18 protein-coding genes are annotated in these 21369 nt (G+C 63.5%); 5 read left to right on the top strand and 13 right to left on the bottom strand.

The window, feature by feature from the left end:
• Window positions 1-216: 216 nt before the first annotated feature.
• The 6 genes from AABE10_RS06830 to AABE10_RS06805 form a co-directional block, all read right to left on the bottom strand.
• A complete protein-coding gene (locus AABE10_RS06830; RefSeq protein WP_342932531.1) occupies window positions 217-1326 on the bottom strand; it encodes a sn-glycerol-3-phosphate ABC transporter ATP-binding protein UgpC in 1110 nt (369 codons plus the stop codon).
• Between the two features lie 153 nt (window positions 1327-1479).
• Window positions 1480-2175, bottom strand: a complete 696-nt coding sequence (locus AABE10_RS06825) for an HAD family phosphatase (RefSeq protein ID WP_342932530.1) — start codon at window positions 2173-2175, stop codon at window positions 1480-1482.
• Window positions 2172-3038 carry a carbohydrate ABC transporter permease gene (locus AABE10_RS06820; RefSeq protein WP_342932529.1) on the bottom strand — a complete coding sequence of 289 codons (867 nt, stop codon included), beginning with the start codon at window positions 3036-3038 and terminating at the stop codon, window positions 2172-2174. The genes AABE10_RS06825 and AABE10_RS06820 overlap by 4 nt, the downstream gene beginning before the upstream one ends.
• Window positions 3035-3979: a sugar ABC transporter permease gene (locus AABE10_RS06815; RefSeq protein ID WP_342932528.1), complete on the bottom strand. Its 945-nt coding sequence runs from the start codon at window positions 3977-3979 to the stop codon at window positions 3035-3037. The genes AABE10_RS06820 and AABE10_RS06815 overlap by 4 nt, the downstream gene beginning before the upstream one ends.
• A 183-nt stretch (window positions 3980-4162) precedes the next feature.
• Window positions 4163-5485 (bottom strand): sugar ABC transporter substrate-binding protein, encoded by a 1323-nt coding sequence (locus AABE10_RS06810; protein ID WP_342932527.1) that lies wholly within the window; start codon window positions 5483-5485, stop codon window positions 4163-4165.
• Between the two features lie 92 nt (window positions 5486-5577).
• Window positions 5578-6360: an L-iditol 2-dehydrogenase gene (locus AABE10_RS06805; RefSeq protein WP_342932526.1), complete on the bottom strand. Its 783-nt coding sequence runs from the start codon at window positions 6358-6360 to the stop codon at window positions 5578-5580.
• Window positions 6361-6639: 279 nt separating this feature from the next.
• On the opposite strand from AABE10_RS06805, the gene AABE10_RS06800 reads away from it, so the two are divergent.
• The 4 genes from AABE10_RS06800 to AABE10_RS06785 are packed head-to-tail and all read left to right on the top strand — an operon-like array spanning window position 6640 to window position 9855.
• On the top strand, window positions 6640-7149 hold the full coding sequence (locus AABE10_RS06800) for a Fur family transcriptional regulator (RefSeq protein ID WP_342932525.1): 510 nt from the start codon (window positions 6640-6642) through the stop codon (window positions 7147-7149).
• A 54-nt stretch (window positions 7150-7203) separates the two neighbouring features.
• Window positions 7204-8133 carry a metal ABC transporter solute-binding protein, Zn/Mn family gene (locus AABE10_RS06795; protein ID WP_342932524.1) on the top strand — a complete coding sequence of 310 codons (930 nt, stop codon included), beginning with the start codon at window positions 7204-7206 and terminating at the stop codon, window positions 8131-8133.
• Complete coding sequence (locus tag AABE10_RS06790) at window positions 8130-9071, top strand: ABC transporter ATP-binding protein (protein WP_342932523.1); 942 nt, start codon at window positions 8130-8132, stop codon at window positions 9069-9071. Before AABE10_RS06795 ends, AABE10_RS06790 begins: the two co-directional genes overlap by 4 nt.
• Window positions 9064-9855, top strand: coding sequence for a metal ABC transporter permease (locus AABE10_RS06785; RefSeq protein ID WP_342932522.1), 792 nt, complete (start codon window positions 9064-9066; stop codon window positions 9853-9855). Before AABE10_RS06790 ends, AABE10_RS06785 begins: the two co-directional genes overlap by 8 nt.
• A 70-nt stretch (window positions 9856-9925) precedes the next feature.
• On the opposite strand, the gene fghA is transcribed toward AABE10_RS06785, so the two are convergent.
• The 3 genes from fghA to AABE10_RS06770 all read right to left on the bottom strand — a co-directional run bounded on the left by fghA (window position 9926) and on the right by AABE10_RS06770 (window position 13531).
• The gene (fghA, locus tag AABE10_RS06780) at window positions 9926-10771 is read right to left on the bottom strand and encodes an S-formylglutathione hydrolase (protein ID WP_342932521.1); all 846 of its coding nucleotides are present in this window, start codon (window positions 10769-10771) and stop codon (window positions 9926-9928) included.
• An 11-nt stretch (window positions 10772-10782) separates the two neighbouring features.
• Window positions 10783-11889, bottom strand: coding sequence for an S-(hydroxymethyl)glutathione dehydrogenase/class III alcohol dehydrogenase (locus tag AABE10_RS06775; RefSeq protein WP_007581381.1), 1107 nt, complete (start codon window positions 11887-11889; stop codon window positions 10783-10785).
• A gap of 217 nt (window positions 11890-12106) precedes the next feature.
• A complete protein-coding gene (locus tag AABE10_RS06770; protein ID WP_342932520.1) occupies window positions 12107-13531 on the bottom strand; it encodes a xylulokinase in 1425 nt (474 codons plus the stop codon).
• 444 nt (window positions 13532-13975) lie between these two features.
• Here AABE10_RS06770 and AABE10_RS06765 point away from each other — a divergent pair, with 444 nt between their 5' ends.
• Window positions 13976-15391, top strand: a complete 1416-nt coding sequence (locus tag AABE10_RS06765; RefSeq protein ID WP_342932519.1) for a nucleobase:cation symporter-2 family protein — start codon at window positions 13976-13978, stop codon at window positions 15389-15391.
• Window positions 15392-15504: 113 nt separating this feature from the next.
• On the opposite strand, the gene AABE10_RS06760 is transcribed toward AABE10_RS06765, so the two are convergent.
• The 4 genes from AABE10_RS06760 to AABE10_RS06745 all read right to left on the bottom strand — a co-directional run bounded on the left by AABE10_RS06760 (window position 15505) and on the right by AABE10_RS06745 (window position 21352).
• Window positions 15505-16029 (bottom strand): DNA-binding protein, encoded by a 525-nt coding sequence (locus AABE10_RS06760; RefSeq protein ID WP_342932518.1) that lies wholly within the window; start codon window positions 16027-16029, stop codon window positions 15505-15507.
• On the bottom strand, window positions 16008-16394 hold the full coding sequence (locus AABE10_RS36380; RefSeq protein ID WP_428983269.1) for a hypothetical protein: 387 nt from the start codon (window positions 16392-16394) through the stop codon (window positions 16008-16010). Before AABE10_RS36380 ends, AABE10_RS06760 begins: the two co-directional genes overlap by 22 nt.
• 235 nt (window positions 16395-16629) lie before the next feature.
• The gene (locus tag AABE10_RS06750; RefSeq protein ID WP_342932517.1) at window positions 16630-18147 is read right to left on the bottom strand and encodes an efflux transporter outer membrane subunit; all 1518 of its coding nucleotides are present in this window, start codon (window positions 18145-18147) and stop codon (window positions 16630-16632) included.
• A 10-nt stretch (window positions 18148-18157) separates the two neighbouring features.
• Window positions 18158-21352 (bottom strand): efflux RND transporter permease subunit, encoded by a 3195-nt coding sequence (locus tag AABE10_RS06745; protein WP_342932516.1) that lies wholly within the window; start codon window positions 21350-21352, stop codon window positions 18158-18160.
• Between the last annotated feature and the right edge of the window lie 17 nt (window positions 21353-21369).

Raw genomic sequence — 21369 nt, 5'->3', positions numbered from 1 at the left:
GATTCGGACTGCAATCGCGTTGACGGCGCGTTCGACGGGATGCACGGAGAACCGGCGGAACGCGCTGGACTGGCCGGCCCGACGCGCCCCGTCGGACGATGCGCAGCTTATCGGACGAGTCCGCGTCCGCAAACGCAAGGCGCCGTTGCTCCACCGTCATCTTTGCCGACAACGGCGGAACAACGGCGCCCGTGCAGCGCTCTTTCTATCGGTGAATCAGGCCGCAAGCACCTCGACGATCTTGCGTTGGAACGCCTGCCCGTTGCTGTCGAACAGATGGCAATGATCAGGCGTTGCGCCGAGGCGGATCGTCGCGCCTTTCTCGTGCCGCTCGAGCGGCGGAATGCGCGCGATCAGGCCATCGGGCGCGACGCCGCTTTCGGCGTACAGATACGCCGCATCGCCGAGCGATTCGACCGTCATGATGCGCGCCGACACGCCATAGTCCGGCACGTCGATATGCAGATGCTCGGGCCGGATGCCGACCGTCACCTTGTCGCCCTCTTTCGCGCGGCCTGGCTCGACCAGCACGAGCTGCGTCTCGCCCGTTTCGTACTTCACGAGCACGCCTTTCGCCGACACCGACTGCACGACGCCTTCGAGGAAATTCATCTTCGGCGAGCCAATGAAGCCCGCGACAAAGCGGTTCGCGGGTGCGTGATACAGCGTGTTGGGGCTGCCCACCTGTTCCAGATTGCCCGCCGACAGCACGACGATCTTGTCCGCGAGCGTCATCGCTTCGACCTGATCGTGCGTGACGTAGATCATCGTCGTCTTCAGCTCGTCGTGCAGACGCGCGAATTCGAGGCGCATCTTCACGCGCAGCGCGGCATCGAGGTTCGACAGCGGTTCGTCGAACAGAAACACCTTCGGCTTGCGCGTGATCGCGCGGCCGATCGCGACGCGCTGCCGCTGGCCGCCCGACAGCTGCTTCGGCTTGCGTTCGAGCAGATGGTCGATGTGCAGGATCTTGGCGGCGTTGCGCACGGCGGCGTCGATCTCCGGCTTCTTCGTGCCCGCGAGCTTGAGGCCGAACGCCATGTTGTCGTACAGCGTCATGTGCGGATACAGCGCGTACGACTGGAACACCATCGCAATGCCACGCTTGGCGGGCGGCACGTCGTTCATGCGCGTGCCGTCGATCTGCAGATCGCCGCCCGTGATGTCTTCGAGGCCGGCGATCATCCGCATCAGCGTGGACTTGCCACAGCCGCTCGGCCCGACGAACACGACGAACTCGCCGTCCTGAATGTCGAGGTTGATGTCGCGCATCACCTCGTTGTCGTCGTAAGCTTTCCTGATGTTGCGCAGAGTTACGCTTGCCATGATGTGTCTCCATTGTCGACGGGAGTTGGCCTTCGGCGTCTACTTCCGTCCCATGCAAAATAGTTGCTGCTGCTCTACTACGTTCAATCGCTATGCCGGAAAGCGGGCTTTCATGCGGTGCCCGTCCGGCCAGACGTAACCATCACGCGGCCTTCATGCGACCGTTATGCGCTGCATCCAGTCCGCGACCAGTCCCGGCAATTGCCTCATGTCGTCGAATACGTGTTGCGCTCCGACGCGATGAAGCGCGCCGATCTGCTCGTCGCTCGCATGGCCGCCGCCGATAAATCCATACACTGTCATGCCCGCCGCCGTCGCCGCCGTGACGCCCGTCACGCTGTCTTCGATGACGAGGCATGCATCGGCGCTCACACCCAGTCCGCGCGCGGCGGCGAGATAGACGTCGGGCGCGGGCTTCGGTTGCGCGACGGCATCCGCGCAAAACAGCCGGTTGCCGAAATGCCGGACGAGGCCCGTGCGCGCCAGCGCCGCTTCGACGTACGCGCGAAAGCTGTTGCTCGCGCACGCCTTCGTGAGCGGAATGTTCGCGAGCGCCGCCTCGATGCCGTCGACCATCGGCGCCTTCACGGCCGCAGCTTCGACAGCGCCGCGAATCGCGGCGATGTCAGTGGGCGTCAACGTCTTGCCCAACTGCGTCGCCGTGCCTTGCAGCACGCTCTCGATGCGCAAGCCCAGCAATGGCATCACGACAGGCGCAACGTCGGCGTCGGGCCAGCGCGCTTCGAGCTCGTGCACGAGCATCGCGGCCGCGACGGCTTCGCTGTCGATCAGCACGCCGTCGCAATCGCAGATGAGCGCGAGATTCGATTCGGTTCTCGTGTCCGTCACTTGACCGCCCCGAACGTAAGGCCACGCACCAGCTGTTTCTGCGAAACCCAGCCGACGATCAGGATTGGAGCGACGGCCAGCAGCGACGCCGCCGACAGCTTCGCCCAGAACAATCCTTCAGGGCTCGAATACGACGCGATGAAGACCGTGAGTGGCGCCGCGTTCGAACTCGACAGGTTGATGCTCCAGAACGCCTCGTTCCACGACAGGATCACGAGCAGCAGCGCCGTCGAAGCGAGCCCCGGCAGCGCCATCGGCATCAGCAGATAGACGATCTCCTGCCACGTCGCGGCGCCGTCGATGCGGCCCGCTTCGAGAATGTCGCGCGGTATTTCGGCGAAGTACGTGAACGCCATCCACACGGCAATCGGCAGATTGATCAGCGTGTAGACGATCACGAGACCGGTGACGGTATCGAGCAGCCCGCTGTTCTTCCACAGCAGATAGATCGGCACCAGCACGCCGACGGACGGCATCATCTTCGTCGACAGCATCCACAGCAGCACTTTCTGCGTGCGCCGGGTCGGGAAGAAGGCCATCGCGTACGCGCACGGCACGGCGAGGATCAGGCACAACACCGTGACGCCGACCGAGATCAGGATCGAGTTCCACGCGAAGCCGAAGTAATTGCTGCGCGCGAAAACCTCGCGGAAGCTGTCGAGCGTCGGCACGAAGAAGAGCGACGACGCGTACGCCTGCTGCTCGGTCTTGAATGCCGTAATCGTCATCCAGAAGATCGGGAAGAACAGCAGCAACGCGAGCAGCCACGCGATGATGCCGGGAATGCTGCGCCGGATGACGGCGAGCGGCGAAGCGGCCGACGACTGGGTCGTCGTAACGGGTGTAGCAGCAACCTGGCTCATTTTTCGTACTCCCCTTTCAGGTTCTTCGCGAGCATGCGCACGAGGAAGAACGACACGATATTCGCGAGCACCACGGCGAGAATCCCGCCTGCCGATGCAAGGCCGACGTCGAACTGTTGCAGGCCCAGCGCGTAGATCAGATACGACAGGTTGGTCGTCGCGTTGCCCGGACCGCCGCCCGTCGTCGTGTAGATTTCGGCGAAGATCGACAGCAGGAAAATGGTTTCCATCATCACGACCACGGCGATCGCGCGCCTCAGGTGCGGCAGCGTGATGAAGAAGAACATCGAGAACGGACCGGCGCCGTCGATCTTCGCGGCTTCCTTCTGCTCCTGATCGAGCGACTGGATCGCCGTGAACAGAATGAGGAACGCGAACGGCAGCCACTGCCACGCAACGATGATGATCACGGCCGTCAACGGATAGTCGGCGAACCAGTCGATCGGCGTGAGGCCGATCGCGCGCATGCCCTGCGCGACGAGCCCATACACCGGATGCAGGATCATGTTCTTCCAGATCAGCGCGCTCACGGTCGGCATCACGAAGAACGGCGCGATCGCGAGCAGCCGCGCGATGCCCTGCCCATAGAACTTGCGGTCGAACAGCACCGCCATCAGCACGCCGCCGACCACGGTGATGACCAGCACGGCGACGATCAGCTGAAGCGTGTGCAGAATCGACGGACCGAATGCAGGATCGCTGGCGAGGAACTTGTAGTTGTCGATACCCGTGAAGCCTTTTTCATCCGGATTCAGCAGGTTGTAGCGCGAGAACGAAAACCAGATCGTCATCGCGAGCGGTATCGTCATCCACAGAACGAGAAGGCCTACAGACGGCGAAACGAGCCAGCGCGCGTGCGCGGCCTTGCGCTCTTCTCGCTCGTGTTCTGTTTTGGGCTGAGGTTGTGCGTGCATGAGGGGTAGACGCAAAGGAATACGCATGATGGACCACCTCTTCGGTAGTGCGCGGGTCGCGGGGCTTGCGGCTCGCTGTGCTGCAGAGTCCGGCTGACGGTGCGCTGTCAGCCGGCGCGTTACATCGTTACGGCCTGGTTTCGAACTGGGGCTGGGTACGCCGCTTGCGCCAGGGGAAACGCAAACGACGCGCCCATTTTCACTTCATCGTTATTTCTGGTAGCCGGCCTGCTTGACCGCGCGGTCGGCTGTCGCATTGCCGGCTGCGAGCGCCTGATCGACGGACATCTGGCCCGCGACAGCGCCCGAGATGCTTTGGCCGACCACCGTGCCGAACGACTGGAACTCAGGGATGCCGACGAACTGCACGCCCGTGTACGGCACCGGCTTGGCCGTCGGATGATTCGGGTCAGCCGTTTCGATCGCCTTCAGCACGAAGTCGGCGAACGGCGCGGCCTGCTTGTACTCGGGGCGCGCATACGTCGACTGGCGCGTGCCCGGCGGCACAGAAGCCCAGCCTTCATCCTTCGCGACGAGTTCGATGTACTGCTTCGATGTCGCCCACGTGATGAACTTCTTCGCGGCATCGGCCTGCTTCGACGACTTCGGAATCGCCAGCGCCCACGCCCACAGCCAGTGCGAGCCGTTCGGCGTCGCCTGCGTCGGCGCGGCCGCGAAGCCGACCTTATCCGCGATCTGCGATTGCTGCTTGTTGTAGAGCATGCCCGCCGCGACCGTCGCGTCGATCCACATCGCGCACTTGCCCGACGACATCAGCGTGAGGTTTTCGTTGAAGCCGTTCGAGCTCGCTCCCGGAGGGCCGTCCTTCTTCAGCAGATCGACATAGAACGAAACCGCCTTCTTCCATTCCGGCGTGGTCAGCTGCGCATGCCACTTTTCGTCGAACCAGCGGCCGCCGAACGTATTCACGAGCGTCGTCACATAGGCCATGTTCTCGCCCCAGCCAGCCTTGCCGCGCAGGCAGATGCCGTAGGTGCCCGCCGATTTGTCGGTGAGCTTGTCGGCGAACTGGGCGATCTGGTCATACGTCGGGTTGTCGGGCATCTTCAGCCCCTTCGCCGCGAACAGATCCTTGCGGTAGTACGTCATCGAGCTTTCGACGTAGAACGGCAGCGCGAACAGCGTGCCGTTGTACGAAAGACCGTCGCGCGCCGTCTTCACGACGTCGTTCAGGTCGTAATCGGCGGGCAGGCCCGTGAGCGGCGCGAGCCAGCCGCGCTTGCCCCATTGCGGCGTTTCATAGGCGCCGATGGTCATCACGTCGAACTGGCCGCTGCCCGTCGTGATATCGGTCGTCGCGCGCTGGCGCAGCACGTTTTCTTCCAGGATCACCCAATTGAGCTTGATGTCGGGATTCGCTTTCTCGAACGCCGGCGACAGCTTCTTCAGCTCGATCATGTCCGGGTTGTTCAACGTCGCGATCGTCACGGTCGCCGCGTTCGCGCTGAACGCGGCGCACGCGAGCGCCGCGGCGCCGAACACATTGAGCGCGGGTTTGAAGGTGGGCTTCATCGTTTGTCTCCTTTATTCGTACTTGCGTTTTGGTACGTGACCGGCGGGTGCGCGCAGGACGCCGGAATTGAATGCCGGTGAATGAATGACGGTCAGCTCATCCAGTTGCCGCCGTCGACGTTCAGGGTTTGCGCGGTGATGTAATCCGCATCCGAAGACGCGAGGAACAGCGCCGCCCCCGTCAGATCCGCGGGCAGCCCCATCCTGCCCAGCGGCACCGCTTCACCGACGAGACGCTTCTTCTCGCCGAGCGGCCGGTTCTCGTAACGCGCGAAAAGGGCATCGACCTGATCCCACATCGGCGTATCGACGACGCCGGGGGCGATGCCGTTCACGTTGATCCCGTGAGGCGCGAGTGCCAGCGCAGCCGATTGCGTATAGCTCAGCACCGCCGCCTTGGTCGCGCAGTAGTGCGACACGAGCGCCTCGCCGCGGCGGCCCGCCTGCGACGACATGTTGATGATCTTGCCGCCGTGCCCCTGCTCGACCATCCGCTGCGCGACGGCTTGCATCAGGAAGAACATGCCCTTCACGTTGACCGCGAAGAGCTTGTCGAAGATGTCCCAGGATTCGTCGAGCAGCGGGCGCATGTCGAACAGCGCCGCGTTGTTGAAAAGAATGTCAATCTGGCCGAAGCGCCGCACCGTCTCGTCGACGATGCGTGCGATGTCTTCGCGGCGCGTAACGTCCGCGCTGATCGTCAGCAGGCGGTCGTCATCCGTTTCGCGCAGCGCGTGCGCGAACTCGCCAGCCGGCTTCACGTCGACCAGCACGCAGCGCGCTCCCTCCTCGAGATAGCGGCGGGCCACCGCCTCGCCGATCCCGCTCGCTGCGCCCGTCAGAATCGCCACCTTGCCTTGCAGTCGGGCTGTCACCACCTGTCTCCGGTTCGTTTGATTCTTCGAATCAGCATGAGCGAACGCTCGATTGCCGAGCAATTGCTCTCGTTGTGATCGAATGATCGGATACGCGTCCGGTCATGTCAAGGCGCGTCGCGCAATTTCGATGGTGCAGCGCGGCAGCGTCAAAAGGCTCCTAATACGACGCTTCTTTCTAAGAATCGGCGATGACTTTGCAACGGGCAATGACAATTTTTCGAGATACGTTATATCATTGCGCCTTCGTTGATTCCGATGCCGCCCGGTGGTCGTGATATGGCCCGCTCATCCGATGCTCACGCTTTTCATGGCGCCGCCCATCCCGGCGATCAGACCGCGCCGTCCGCGGACAAGCTCGCGCGCAAGCTGGCCCGCGCGGATGCGCTCGCCGCCAAGCGCGGCCTCGCACTGACGACGCTGCGCCGCCAGGTCTACACGCTGATCGCGCAGAGCGAGCGCCCCGTCGGCGCATATGACCTGCTTGCCGCGCTCGAACCACAGCGCGGCCGCGTGCCGCCGACCACGGTCTACCGTGTGCTCGAGTTTCTCGTCGAACATGGCTTCGTACATCGGATCGAATCGAAGAATGCGTTCTTCGCGTGCTGCCAGATGGGCGAGCCGCATCAAAGCCAGTTTCTGATGTGCGAAGCGTGCGGCGAAACGGTCGAGATTCCCGGCGACGGAGTAGCCGAGCAGTTGTCGCGCAGCGCACCCGGTTTCGAAGTGCATCACCAGGTCGTCGAATTGAGCGGGCTGTGCGCCGCCTGCAAGCACATTCACCCGTAACGCCGCGTCCTTTTCGTTCAACCCGACGCCTCTCGAGCCACAGGTCAACCCGATATGAAGAAGAACATCTCGATGTGGAAGTTTCTGACGCGCGCCGCCGCTTCGACGCTGATGGCCGTCGCATTTATTCAGGCCGCGCACGCGCAGGATGCGAAAATTCCCATCGTCGCCGCTGAGAATTTTTATGGCGACGTCGTGCAGCAACTGGGAGGCGACCGCGTCGACGTGACCAGCATCCTGAGCAATCCCGACCAGGACCCGCATCTGTTCGAAGCGAGCCCTAAGACGGCGCGCGCGTTGCAGCGCGCGAGCCTTGTCGTCTACAACGGCGCCGATTACGATCCGTGGATGGCGAAGCTGCTGAACGCGTCGAAGAACGACAAGCGCAAGGTGATCGTCGCGGCAGATCTCGTCGGCAAGAAGAGCGGCGACAATCCTCACCTGTGGTACGACCCGCCGACGATGCCCGCCGTCGCCCGCGCGGTGAGCGCGGCGCTGGCAGCAGCCGATCCGTCGCACAAGGCCGTGTACGATGCAAACCTCGCGAAGTTCCTCGATTCGCTCAAGCCGATGAACGACAAGCTCGCCGCGCTGCGCAGCCAGTACGCGCATGCGAGCGTGACGGCGACCGAGCCGGTGTTCGGCTACATGTCCGATGCGATCGGACTCGATATGCGTAACCAGCGCTTTCAGCTTGCCGCAATGAACGACACGGAAGCGAGCGCATCGGACATCGCCGCATTCGAGCGCGATCTTCGCGAGCGACGCGTGCGCGTTCTGATCTACAACAGCCAGGCAACGGAAGCCATCACGAAACGCATGCTGAAACTTGCGCAGCAATCGCACGTGCCGACGGTCAGCGTCACCGAGACGCAACCCGCCGGCAAGACCTTCCAGCAATGGATGCTCGCGCAACTCGACGCGCTCGGAAACGCATTGGCCGCAGGCAACGGCGGCGGCGCGAAGCAAGGGAAGACCCCATGAACATACCTCGCCGCGCCGCATCGCCTGGCAACGCGCCCGTGCTCGAACTGGATCGCGTGACGCTCGAACTCGGCGACCGCACCATCCTGCGCGACACCAGCCTCACGATCAACCAGGGCGAATTCATCGGCGTGCTCGGGCCGAACGGCGCGGGCAAAACGACGCTGATGCGCTCGGTGCTCGGGCTCGTCCCTGCTGCAAGCGGAACGGTGCGCGTGCTCGGCGAGCCCGTGGTGCGCGGCAATCCGTCGATTGGCTACATGCCGCAGACGCGCAGCGCGCTGGCGGGCCGGCGCGTGCGCGGACGCGATTTCGTCGCAATGGCCGCGGACGGACATCGCTGGGGCCTGCCTCACGCCGATGCCAAAACACGCGCCGATGTCGATCGCGTGCTCGATCTGGTCGGCGGCAGCGCGCTGGCTGCGAGGCCGTTGTCCGAACTGTCGGGCGGCGAGCGGCAACGGCTGCTGCTCGCGCAATGTCTGCTCGGCAATCCACGCCTGCTGCTGCTCGACGAGCCGCTGATCAGCCTCGACCCGCATCACCAGAAGTCGGTCGTCGAACTGGTGAAGCGCGTGCAGCAGGAACTCGGCATCGCCGTGCTGTTCTCCGCGCACGAGCTCAATCCGCTGCTGCATGCGCTCGATCGCGTGCTGTATCTCGGCAATGGCGTCGCCGCGCTCGGCACCGTCGATGAAGTGATCACGAAGCCGGTGCTCTCGCGCCTCTATGGCTCGACCATCGAAGTGATGCGCGTGAATGGCCGCATCTTCGTGATGTCCGGCGACGTCGAAGTCGAGAAGCATGATCACGAGCACGAAGACGACGACCATCACCACGGCGAGCCGCATAGCCACGGGCATGCGCATGGCCACGCGCACGGCCACGGACATGCGCACCATCACGCGTCACGCGACGGACACACGCACGATGTTTGAATACGATTTCATGGTGAACGCCTTCGCGGCGTCGGGGATTGTCGCGGTGCTGTCGGGCATCGTCGGCTACTTCCTCGTGATGCGCGGACAGACCTTCGCGGGACACGCGCTGTCGCACGTCGGCTTCACGGGCGCGACGGGCGCCGTGCTGATCGGCATTTCGCCGATCTGGGGGATGATCGGCTTCACGCTCGCGGCGGGCGTCGGGATGGGCGCGCTCGGCGAAAAGCTCGCGGGCCGCGATGTGGCGATCGGCGTGATCCTGTCGCTGGCGCTGGGCTTCGGTTTGTTGTTCCTGCACTTCTTCACTGCGTACGCGACGCAAGTCACGGCCTTGCTGTTCGGCAACGTGCTCGGCGTCAGTTCGGCGACGCTCGCAGTGCTCGCCGCGCTCGGCATCGTCAGCCTGCTCGCGTTGGCGGCGATCATGCGGCCGTTGCTGTTCGCATCGTTGCAGCCGGAACTGGCGGAGGCGAAGGGCGTGTCGCTGCGGCTCGTGTCGGTGCTGTTCCTGGCAATTGCCGCGCTTGCAGTAGCCGCGTGCACGCAGATCGTCGGCGTGCTGCTCGTGTTCACGCTGATGGTCGGGCCGGCGGCGGCAGCGCAGAACCTGTCGACGCGTCTTTCCGTCGGGCTTGTTGTCGCCGCGCTGCTCGCGCTCGCGCAGGCGTGGATCGGCGTGACGCTCGCTTTCTACACCGACTGGCCGACGAGCTTCTGGATCACGTTGCTCGCGGCGCTGGTGTACGGCGCGAGTCTGATGGCGCAACACATGCGCCGATAAGAACGGGGTGGCTTGCGAGCACCCCGTTTTGCTTCAGGCACCAGCGGCCTTCGCCTTGTCGCCTTGACGATTAGCCGAGCAACACCTTCGCGTGATGCGCGAGATGATCCTCGATGAACGTCGAGATAAAGAAATAACCGTGATCGTAGCCTTCATGCCGACGCAGCGTGAGCGGCTGCCCCGCCGCGTTGCAGGCGGCTTCGAACACGTCCGGGTTCAGCTGCTCGGCGAGAAACTGATCCGCGAGACCCTGATCGACCAGGATGCCTTCCGCGAACTTGCGTGTCGCCTTGCCGACCAGTTCGCTCGCGTCGTACTGCTTCCATGCGTCGCGGTCCGCGCCGAGATAGCCGCTGAACGCCTTCTCGCCCCACGGACAGCGCATCGGCGCGGCAATCGGCGCGAACGCCGACACCGACCGATAGATGTCCGGATTGCGCAGCGCAAGCATCAGCGCGCCGTGCCCGCCCATCGAGTGACCGAAGATGCCGAGTCGTTCACCATCGACGGGCAGTTCATTCACAACCGTTTCGCGCAACTCGTCCCGCACGTACGAGTACATCCGGTAGTGCTTCGACCAGGGCTCCTGCGTGGCATCGACATAGAAGCCCGCGCCGACGCCGAAGTCCCACGACGCGCTTTCGCCCGGCACACCCGCGCCGCGCGGGCTCGTATCGGGTGCGATCAGCGCGATGCCATGCTGTGCGGCGAAGCGCTGCGCGCCCGCCTTGATCGGGAATGTCTCTTCGGTACAGGTCAGCCCCGCAAGGTAGAACAGCGCCGGCACCTTCCGCTGCGACGCCTCTTTCGGCATGAATACGGAAAAACGCATCGGCAACCCGATGGCCTTCGACTCATGCCTGTAGATACGCTGCATCCCGCCGAACGACGCATGCGATTCGATCAGTTCGAGCATCGCGCGCTCCTTTAGTAAATGACCACCGAGCGGATCGACTCGCCCTTCTTCATCAGGTCGAAGCCTTCGTTGATCTGGTCAAGCTTCAGATGATGCGTGATCAGATCGTCGATGTTGATCTTGCCTTCCATGTACCAGTCGACGATCTTCGGCACGTCGGTGCGGCCGCGCGCGCCGCCGAACGCGGAGCCCTTCCACTGACGGCCCGTCACCAGCTGGAACGGCCGCGTGCTGATCTCCTCGCCCGCCGCCGCCACGCCGATGATGAACGACTGGCCCCAGCCCTTGTGCGTGCATTCGAGCGCCTGGCGCATCAGCGTCGTATTGCCGACGCACTCGAACGAATAGTCGGCGCCGCCGTCGGTGAGCTGCACGATATGGTCGACGACGTTCTCGACTTCCTTCGGGTTGATAAAGTGCGTCATGCCGAATTTCTTTGCCAGTTCGACGCGGCCCGGATTGATATCGACGCCGATGATCTTGTCAGCGCCTACCATCTTGGCGCCCTGGATCACATTGAGGCCGATGCCTCCCAGACCGAATACGACCACATTCGCGCCCGCCTCCACCTTCGCCGAATAGACGACAGCGCCGACGCCCGTCGTCACGCCGCAGCCGATGTAGCAGACCTTGTCGAACGGCGCGTCCTCGCGGATCTTCGCGACCGCGATCTCCGGCACGACGATGTAGTTCGAGAACGTCGACGTGCCCATGTAGTGAAAGAGCGGCTTGCCGTCGAGCGAGAAGCGCGATGTCGCATCGGGCATCAGGCCCTTGCCCTGCGTCGAGCGGATCGCCTGACACAGGTTCGTCTTGCGCGACAGGCAGAACTTGCACTGGCGGCATTCCGGCGTGTAGAGGGGAATCACGTGATCGCCCTTTTTCAGCGTGCCGACGCCCGGCCCCACATCGACGACGACGCCCGCGCCTTCGTGACCGAGAATGGCCGGGAAGATGCCCTCAGGGTCGGCACCCGACAGCGTGTAGTAGTCGGTGTGGCAGATGCCCGTCGCCTTCACTTCGATCAGCACTTCACCGGCACGCGGCCCTTCGAGGTCGACTTCTTCGATCGTCAACGGTGCGCCGGCTTTCCATGCAATTGCTGCTTTCGTCTTCATCGTGAATGCTCTCCTGTGGTTCGCCAAAGCGGTTCCATGAATCTGAGTTTGAATCCGAATCTGTTCCTGAATCTGTTCCTGATGGCCGTGAACGATTGCGGCCCGGATTGTCTCGCATGTTCGCGCGCCGCGCTTCGGACATCATCGCCGACAATCGCGACGCGTCCATGGCATGCCGCGTCGCGCGATTGTCGTCATGCGACGCGTGGCGCGCGCCTCACGCGCATGGCGGCGCGAACCAGCCTTCGACGCGGCCGTACAGATCGATAAAGCGCGCGTACCGCGTGGCAAGCGCCGTATCGTTTTTCGGCCCCGCGACGCGTGTCGCTGCGGGCGCGAGCGTAGCCAGATCGCTTGCATGCCAATGACCGCACGCGATAGCGCCGAGCATCGCCGCGCCACGCGCCGCCGCGTTTGGACAATCGACGGCATGCAGTTCCACTTCGAGCGCGTCCGCGAGCAACTGGCGCCAGCGCGCATCGACGGAACCCCCGCCCGCGAGACGCAGCGCCGACACGTTGGCGCCGCTTTGCCTGATCGCGTCGAGCCCCGCGCGCAACGAAAACGCGACACCTTCGAACGCAGCCCGCATCATTGCGCCGCGCGATGTGCCCAGCGCGAGCCCGAGCCAGCCGCCGCGCGCCGAGGGATTGAGCCAGGGCGTGCGCTCGCCCGTCAGATACGGCAAGAACGTCATGCCCGACGCTGGATCGGACTCGAACGCATCGCGATATGCATCGGGCCATTCGTAAGACAGCCAACCCCGTACCGCTTCGAGCGCGACACCGACGTTCTGCATCGCGGCCATCCGATACCAGTGATCCGTTGCGGCCCGATAGCGATGCAGACCCTGTGCCTCGTTCGGCTGTTCGGTCGCGAGCACGAGAATCTGTCCGCCTGTGCCAGTGGTAAGCAGCGCGTCGCCGTCGTTCACAAGGCCGCTGCCGAGCGCGGCGCAAGGCGTGTCGCCTGCACCTGTGGCAAGCATGATGCCAGCGCGCAAGCCGAGCACGCGCGCCGCGTCGTCGGACAGCGAGCCGCTCGTCTCATACGACGCAACGAGCGGCGCGAAGCGGTCGAGCGGCAACCCGAGCCGTTCCAGCAAGGCGCGATCCCATATGCCGGCTGGATCGGCGAGCGCGGTCGCGCAGGCATCGGAAGGATCGGTCGCGATCGCCCCGCCGAGCTTGAAGCGCAGCCAGTCTTTCGGTTGCAAGGCCCAGCGAGCCGCTTGCATGGACTGCGGCTCGTGCAGCGCGATCCATCGCAGCAACGGGCCCGCCATGCCCGGCGCGACGGGGTTCGGCTGAGGCGCGGGCCACGCGTCGAGCAATGACAGCGCGCGCGTATCGGGCCAGAGCATCGCGGGCCGCACGGCATTGCCTTGTGCGTCGCTCAACACGACGCCGTGCATCTGACCGGAAAAACCGATCGCCCGAACGGCGTTGCGTTGGGCCTGCGGCATGCGCGAAGCCGCTTCGCGCAGCGCGCGCCACCAGACCTCCGGATTAATTTCCGCCCAGCCCGGTTGCGGCGTGTCGATCGAATAGGCGACGCTCGCCGCGCATTGCTCGCGGCCATCGCCGTCGATGATCGCGAGCTTTAGTGAACCTGTACCGAGATCGATGCCAAGAAAGGACATGAATGCGATGGGTTAAATGCGGTTTGAAAGGGTGTGTTGAAGAGAACCGTGCTTCCGGGGCTCGCTGCGCTCATCGAATTGGAACAGCTTGCGTCGAGACGGGACAGATTGCGAACGGCCATTTCCATGCGTGGCGGCCGCCCGCGCGGGTTAACCCGCCCCTGATAGAACGCGGTCCGAAAACGCATTATGTGCGAGCCGCAATACACATCATATGGCCGCCGATACGTCACCATTGAGCGCCCCTTTGACGAAAATCCCACAACGTGCCACGCCACAAGGGCTGCGGCGAGATTCTTCCGATTCCGCATAGCACGTGGACTCCAAATCCGTCTCGCGCATATCGTCGCGGCAAAGGTTGAAATAGAACGACGTGGTCTTGTCGCATTTTTTCGTCCCGCATACCTTGGAGTCATCCCAAAACCAGATGTGGAGAGAGACAAGATGCACTCGAACACGGTTCATCCGTGCGACGAGCGACTGCCCTTCGGCCAGTTGCTGACGCTCGGCATCCAGCACGTGCTGGTGATGTACGCAGGCGCCGTTGCCGTGCCGCTGATCATCGGCACTGCGCTCAAGCTGCCGAAAGAGCAAATTGCCTTTCTCATCAGCGCCGACCTCTTTTCGTGCGGCATCGCCACGCTGATTCAGACGCTCGGCCTGTGGATCTTCGGCATCCGCCTGCCCGTCATCATGGGTTGCACGTTCGCCGCAGTCGGCCCGATGGTCGCGATCGGCACGAACCCGAACCTGGGCATTCTCGACATCTTCGGCTCGACGATCGCGGCCGGCGTGATCGGCATCGTCGTCGCGCCGATGATCGGCAAGCTGCTGCGCTTCTTTCCTCCAGTGGTGGTGGGCGTGGTGATATCGGTGATCGGTCTTTCGCTGATGGAAGTGGGCATCAACTGGGCGGCGGGCGGAGTCGGCAATCCGGATTACGGCAACCCGGTCTACCTCGCGCTGTCGCTCGTCGTACTCACGCTCATCCTGCTGATCAACAAGTTCGGCAAAGGCTTCGTCGCGAATATTTCGGTGCTGCTCGGCATCGTGGCGGGCTTCATCATTGCCGCGCTGCTGGGACGCGTGAACATGGATGGCGTGACGAACGCGCCGTGGGTCGGCTTCGTGATGCCGTTCCATTTCGGTCTGCCGCACTTCGATCCGCTCTCCATTGCGACGATGGTCACGGTGATGTTCGTCACGTTCATCGAATCGACGGGGATGTTCCTCGCCGTCGGCGACATGGTGGACCGGCCCGTCGACCAGAAGACACTCGTGCGCGGTCTGCGCGTGGACGGTCTCGGCACGCTGATCGGCGGCATCTTCAACTCTTTCCCACATACGTCGTTCTCGCAGAATGTCGGGCTGATCGGCGTGACGGGCGTCAAGAGCCGCTTCGTCTGTGCGATGGGCGGTGTGATCCTCGTGCTGCTCGGCCTGTTCCCGAAGATGGCGCAACTGGTCGCATCGGTACCGGCCTTCGTGCTGGGCGGCGCGGGCATCGTGATGTTCGGCATGGTGGCGGCAAACGGCATCAAGGTGCTGTCGAAAGTCGACTTCGTGAAGAACCATCACAACCTCTTTATCGTCGCCGTCAGCATCGGCCTTGGCCTCGTGCCCGTGGTCTCGCCGAACTTCTTCTCGAAGCTGCCGCCCGCACTGTCGCCGCTGCTGCACAGCGGGATTCTGCTGGCATCCGTTTCGGCTGTCGTGCTGAACCTGATCTTCAATGGGGTGAAGGGTGAACGCGCAGCGAAGCGAGACATTCACCGCGCCGGTCATGACTTCGACGGACGCGGCGGCAACGACGACACCATCGCAGGCGACGAAATGCTGCGCGCCGCCGACATGCACTAAAGCTCGCGCCAAACGCAGCGCCAGGCGCCAGGCCGCAACTACCGCCGCCTTACGCGTGCGCATGACTACGGTCGTGCGCACGCAAACCGCAGAACAGAAGCTTTCGCCCCGCCTTAAGCGACCAGGTTGTTGAAGTGTCGCGTCACCTTCGGCTCAAGATCGCGAGCCTCCTTCATCAGATTGATCTGCTTCGCCGATCTCGCCACTTCGAATACCTCGGGCGCGATGTCATAGCCGCCGCGATCGTGCATCCATTCGAGCACGTCCGACAGATGCCACAACGACGTGCTGCCCTCATGAACGGGCGCGGGGAATTCCGTGGCATGTGACTGCATCAGCTTGCGCATGTTCTGGCGCGACACGCCTGCCACTTCCGCCACATCCGTCAGCCCGACGAAATCCGGCGCGGCCTCGACCAGCTGTGCCGTCGGCACCGCGCGACGCACGTCCTTCAGCGCGCTGACGAGCGCATGCGTCGCTGTTTTTGCCTCGCGCGCGAACGCGAGCGCAAGACGCCCCGGTTGGCCGACACCGATGGTTGCATCGTCGCAACCTTGCGCCGCAAGACGCTCGACGATGTCGTCGTGCTCGCAATCTTCCGCACTCAGACGGTACTTCAGTGTGAAGGTGTATTCCATGTTTGCTCCTTGTCCTTCCCTGGTTGCTGCTCCTGCTGCTCTTGTTGCAGCCCGTGCTGCGGTTGCGCCCGCGCGCGCCTTTTTGCTTCGCCAATCACGTGCAAGGAAATGACCTTGTGCCGATGCGGCGCGCAATTCTCCACGATGCGACGCAACGTTCTTGCGTGACTGACTGCATTGCGCGGCGTGCACCAGATGCTGGCGATGCAAAACTCACCACATCGGCAATCGCTGTCGTTGTAGGGGCAATACATTCGCCCCCACGCATGCCCGCAGCCCGTGCCGGGTACGACGCGCCAGCCGTTTTCTTCCGCATAGCCGAGTGCTGACTCGACTTCCTTCTTCGAATGAGTTCGACGATTCATGAACAACTCCAGTCTATAGCGCTTGCCGTATGGTTGTCAAATGACAACCTTTAAATGGACCATCCGTTTCCGTCCACCAGGTGTCGATACTAGCGGCTGACGACGCGAATAAACGATCTGGATACCTGAATTAGCCATCCGGCCAAGGTTTGCAGGACAACAATAAAAAACGCCACGGCATGCCGTGGCGTCTTGCGTAGAGAAAGGAAAAGCCGCTGTCGATGCGGCCGGGGACTCAGCCCGAGGTCGCAGCCGATGCCGCAACGGGCGCACTGGCCGCGCCGTAGTCGACGGGCGCGTCGGCGGGACGGGGCCGCTCGCCCGCGTGCTCGATCCATCCACCACCGAGCGCCTTGTACAGATCGACGAGGTTCGTCAGACGCTGCATGCGCGCCGTGATCAGCGACTGCTGCGACGTGTACAGATCCGTCTGTGCGGTCAGCACGGCGAGATAGCTGTCGACGCCGTTTCGATAACGCAGGTCCGACAGATCGAGACGGCGCTGCTCCGCAAACGTGTTGCGCTCGAGCGCCTTGATCTGCTGATCGTACGTGCCGCGCGCGGCGAGCCCGTCGGCCACTTCGCGGAACGCCGTCTGGATCGCCTTCTCATACTGCGCGATCTGGATGTTCTTCTCGACGTTCGCGAGATCGAGGTTCGCGCGGTTCTGGCCGCCTTCGAAAATCGGCAGCGTGATCTGCGGCGCGAAGCTCCACGCCGCCGAACCCGGCTTGAACAGCCCGCCGAGCGTCGGGCTCAACGTGCCGAAATTGCCCGTCAGCGAAACGCGCGGGAAGAACGCCGCGCGCGCCGCGCCGATATTCGCGTTGGCCGCCAGCAGATTCTGCTCGGCCTCCATGATGTCGGGACGGCGCGTGAGCAGATCGGACGGCAGACCGGCGGGAATGTCGGTCAGCAGGTTCTGGTCGTTGAGCGCGAGTCCGCTCGGCATATCGGTCGGCAACGGTTCGCCGATGAGCAGCACGAGCGCATTCTCAGCCTGTGCCCGCAGACGCGCTTGTGCCTGCAGATTCGCATTCGCCTGTTCGACAACAGTCTCAGCCTGACGCAGATCGAGTTCAGAACCGGTGCCCGTGTCGTACTGCAACTTCGTAATGCGATAGGACTCTTGCGCGGTCTTGAGCGTGTCCTGCGTGACCTTCAACAGATCGTCATAGGCGAGCACCGTCAGATACTGATCCGCGACGGATGCAACCAGTGCGATCTCCGCGGCCTTGCGCGCCTGCGCCGTCGCCAGATATTGCGCGAGCGCCTGGTCCTTCAGGCTGCGGATACGCCCGAAGAAGTCGATTTCCCACGATGCGTCCAGACCGACCGAGTACTCGTTGGAAATCGTCTTGCCGAAGAACGACAGGTCTTTCGGCGTGCGCTGCTTCGTCTGCGACGCGACGGCGTCGAGCGTCGGCATCAGCGCCGCGCGCGCGATCTGATACTGCGCGCGCGAAGCCTCGATGTTCAGCACCGACACGCGCAGATCGCGGTTGTTCTTCAGCGCGATATCGATCAGCCGTTGCATCCGCTGATCGACGAAGAAATCGCGCCAGCCGATGTCGACGGCCGCCTGGCCGTTCGCCGAGCGCGCGCCCGCGCTGGGCGCAGGCTGCGTCGCATAGACGCCGTCGCTCGGGAACGCACCGGAGACGGGTGCCGCCGGCCGTTCGTACTTCGGCTCCATCGTGCAGCCCGCGGCGAAAAGCGCGACGGCCACTGCCATCAAAGAATATTTACGCATCTCAATGTCCTCAGCTGGCGTTGCCCGGGCCGCTGCCGCCCTGCGGGTCATGCGGATGGTGTTCGTTGTAGTGTTTCAGCGCCTCGTCGGGATCTTCCTTCTCGCCGGTGAACTTCGCGCGGATCACGACGAAGAACATCGGGATCATGAAAATCGCGAGGAAGGTCGCCGTCAGCATCCCGCCGATCACGCCCGTACCGATTGCGTGCTGGCTCGCCGAGCCCGCGCCGTTACTGATTGCGAGCGGCAGCACGCCGAGAATGAACGCGAGCGACGTCATCAGAATCGGACGCAGCCGCAGACGCGCCGCTTCGAGCGCCGCTTCGATCGGGCCCATGCCTTCGCCCTGCTGCAGCTCGCGCGCGAATTCCACGATCAGAATCGCGTTCTTCGCGGACAGGCCCACCGTCGTCAGCAGACCGACCTGGAAGAACACGTCGTTCTCCAGTCCGCGCAGCGTCGCGGCCAGCAGCGCGCCCAGCACGCCGAGCGGCACGACCATGATCACCGAGAACGGAATCGACCAGCTTTCATACAGCGCCGCGAGACACAGGAACACGACGAGGATCGAAATGCCGTACAGGATCGGTGCCTGCGAGCCGGACTGACGTTCCTGGAACGACAGCCCCGTCCACTCGTAGCCGATACCCGTCGGCAGCTTCGCCGCCAGGGCTTCCATCGCCGTCATCGCCTGCCCCGTCGACTTGCCCGGCGCCGCCTGACCCTGGATTTCCATCGCCGAAATACCGTTGTAGCGCTCGAGCTTCGGCGAACCGTAGGTCCACTGGCCGCTTGCGAACGCGGTGAACGGCACCATCCCGCCCGCCGTGTTGCGCACGTACCAGTCGTTCAGGTTCTCCGGCGTCATGCGGAACGGCGCGTCGGCTTGCAGATACACCTTCTTGATCCGGCTGTCGGTATCGAGGAAGTTGTTCACGAACTGCGATGCCCACGCGATCGAGAACGTCTGGTCGATGGTCGAGAGATTCACGCCCAGCGCCGACGCCTTCTCCTGGTCGATCGACACCTTGAACTGCGGCGTATCGTTCAGGCCGTTCGGACGAACCTGTGCGAGCGTCGGGTCCTTCGAGGCCATGCCGAGCAGCTGGTTGCGCGCCTCCATCAGTTTTTGGTGACCGAGACCCGCGCGATCCTGTAGCTCGAAGTCGAAGCCCGACGCCGTGCCGAGTTCAGGAATCGACGGCGGATTCACCGGGTACACGGTTGCGTTCTTGTACGTCGAGAAGCGCATGAACATCCGGCCGACCAGCGCCTGCACCTTCTGATCCGCATGCTGACGCTCCGAATAATCCTTCATCCGCACGAACACGAGACCGGAGTTCTGGCCGCGGCCCGCAAAGCTGAAGCCGTTCACCGTGAACGTCGATTCGACGATCGATTTCTCGTCGTTCAGCAGATAGTCGGAGATGTCCTTCAGCGCGCGCGCCGTGGTTTCCTGCGTCGAGCCCGACGGCGTCTGCACCAGCACGAACATCGTGCCCTGGTCCTCGTCCGGCAGGAACGACTTCGGCAAACGCACGAACAGCAGACCCACTGCGACGATCACGACCAGATAGATGATGAGCCAGCGGCCCGAGCGCTTGATCACGTGGTGCACGCCCGTGTGGTACTTGTCGCGGCTCTTGTCGAAGTTGCGGTTGAACCAGCCGAAGAAGCCCTTCTTCTCTTCGTGATGGCCCTGCGGAATCGGCTTGAGAATCGTCGCGCACAGCGCCGGCGTCAAGATGAGCGCGACCAGCACGGACAGCACCATCGCCGCCACGATGGTCAGCGAGAACTGCCGGTAGATCGCGCCGACCGAGCCGCCCGAGAACGCCACGGGCACGAACACGGCGGAGAGCACCAGCGCCACGCCGACCAGCGCGCCCGTGATCTGGCCCATCGCCTTGCGCGTTGCGTCGCGCGGCGACAGGCCTTCTTCCGACATCACCCGCTCGACGTTCTCCACGACCACGATCGCGTCGTCCACCAGCAGACCGATTGCAAGCACGAGACCGAACATCGACAGCACGTTGATCGAGAAGCCCACCGCGCTCATGATCGCGAACGTACCGAGCAGCACCACGGGCACCGCGATCGTCGGAATCAGCGTCGCGCGCAGGTTCTGCAGGAACAGGTACATCACGAGGAACACCAGCACGATGCCCTCGAGCAGCGTCTTGACCACTTCCTCGATCGACAGGCGCACGAACGGAGTCGTGTCATACGGGTACTTCACGACGAGACCGTGCGGGAAGTACTTCGACAGCTGGTCGATCTTGTCGCGCACGGCCTTCGCCGTCGCCAGCGCGTTCGCGCCCGTCGCCAGCTGGATACCGAAGCCGGCAGTAGGCTGACCGTTGTACTTGGTGTCGAAGTTGTAGTTTTCGCCGCCCAGTTCGATGCGCGCGACGTCCTTGATGCGGACCTGCGAGCCGTCCTGGTTCACCTTCAGCAGCACGTTGCCGAACTGCTCCGGCGTGTTCAGCAGCGTCGCTTCCGTGATCGTCGCCTGCAGCAGCTGGCCCGGAATCGACGGCGTGCCGCCGAGCGAGCCGCCCGCCACCTGGATGTTCTGCGCCTGCAACGCGTTTTCGACATCCACGGGCGTGAGCCCAAAGTTGGTCAGCTTGTGCGCGTCGAGCCAGATCCGCATCGCGTACTGCGAGCCGAACAGCGTGACGGTACCTACGCCGTCGATACGGCTGACCGGGTCCTGCACGTTCGACGCGACGTAGTTCGCGAGGTCGTACTTGCTCATGCTGCCGTCCGTCGACACGAACGCCAGCACCAGCAGGAAGCTGCTGCTCGACTTCGTCACCTTCGTGCCGAGTTGCTGCACCACTTGCGGCAGAAGCGGCGTCGCGAGCTGCAGCTTGTTCTGCACCTGCACCTGCGCGATGTCCGGGTTCGTGCCGGGCGCGAATGTCAGCGTGATGGTCGCCGTGCCCGAATCGTCCGACGTCGACGACAGGTACAGCAGGTGGTCGAGGCCGCTCATCTGCTGCTCGATCACCTGCGTGACGGTGTTTTCAACCGTTTTCGCCGATGCGCCCGGATACGTCGCGCTGACCTGCACGGCAGGCGGCGCAATCGTCGGGTATTGCGCGACCGGCAGCGTGAAGATCGACGCCAGACCCGCCAGCATCAGAATGATGGCGATCACCCATGCAAAGATCGGGCGATCGATAAAAAACTTTGCCATGAAACAGGCTCCCTTTG

It is taken from the genome of Paraburkholderia diazotrophica (assembly GCF_038900755.1).
GTDB lineage: Bacteria > Pseudomonadota > Gammaproteobacteria > Burkholderiales > Burkholderiaceae > Paraburkholderia > Paraburkholderia diazotrophica_A.
The sequence above is the reverse complement of the archived record's forward strand: the minus strand, read 5'-3'. Positions and strand labels throughout refer to the sequence as shown.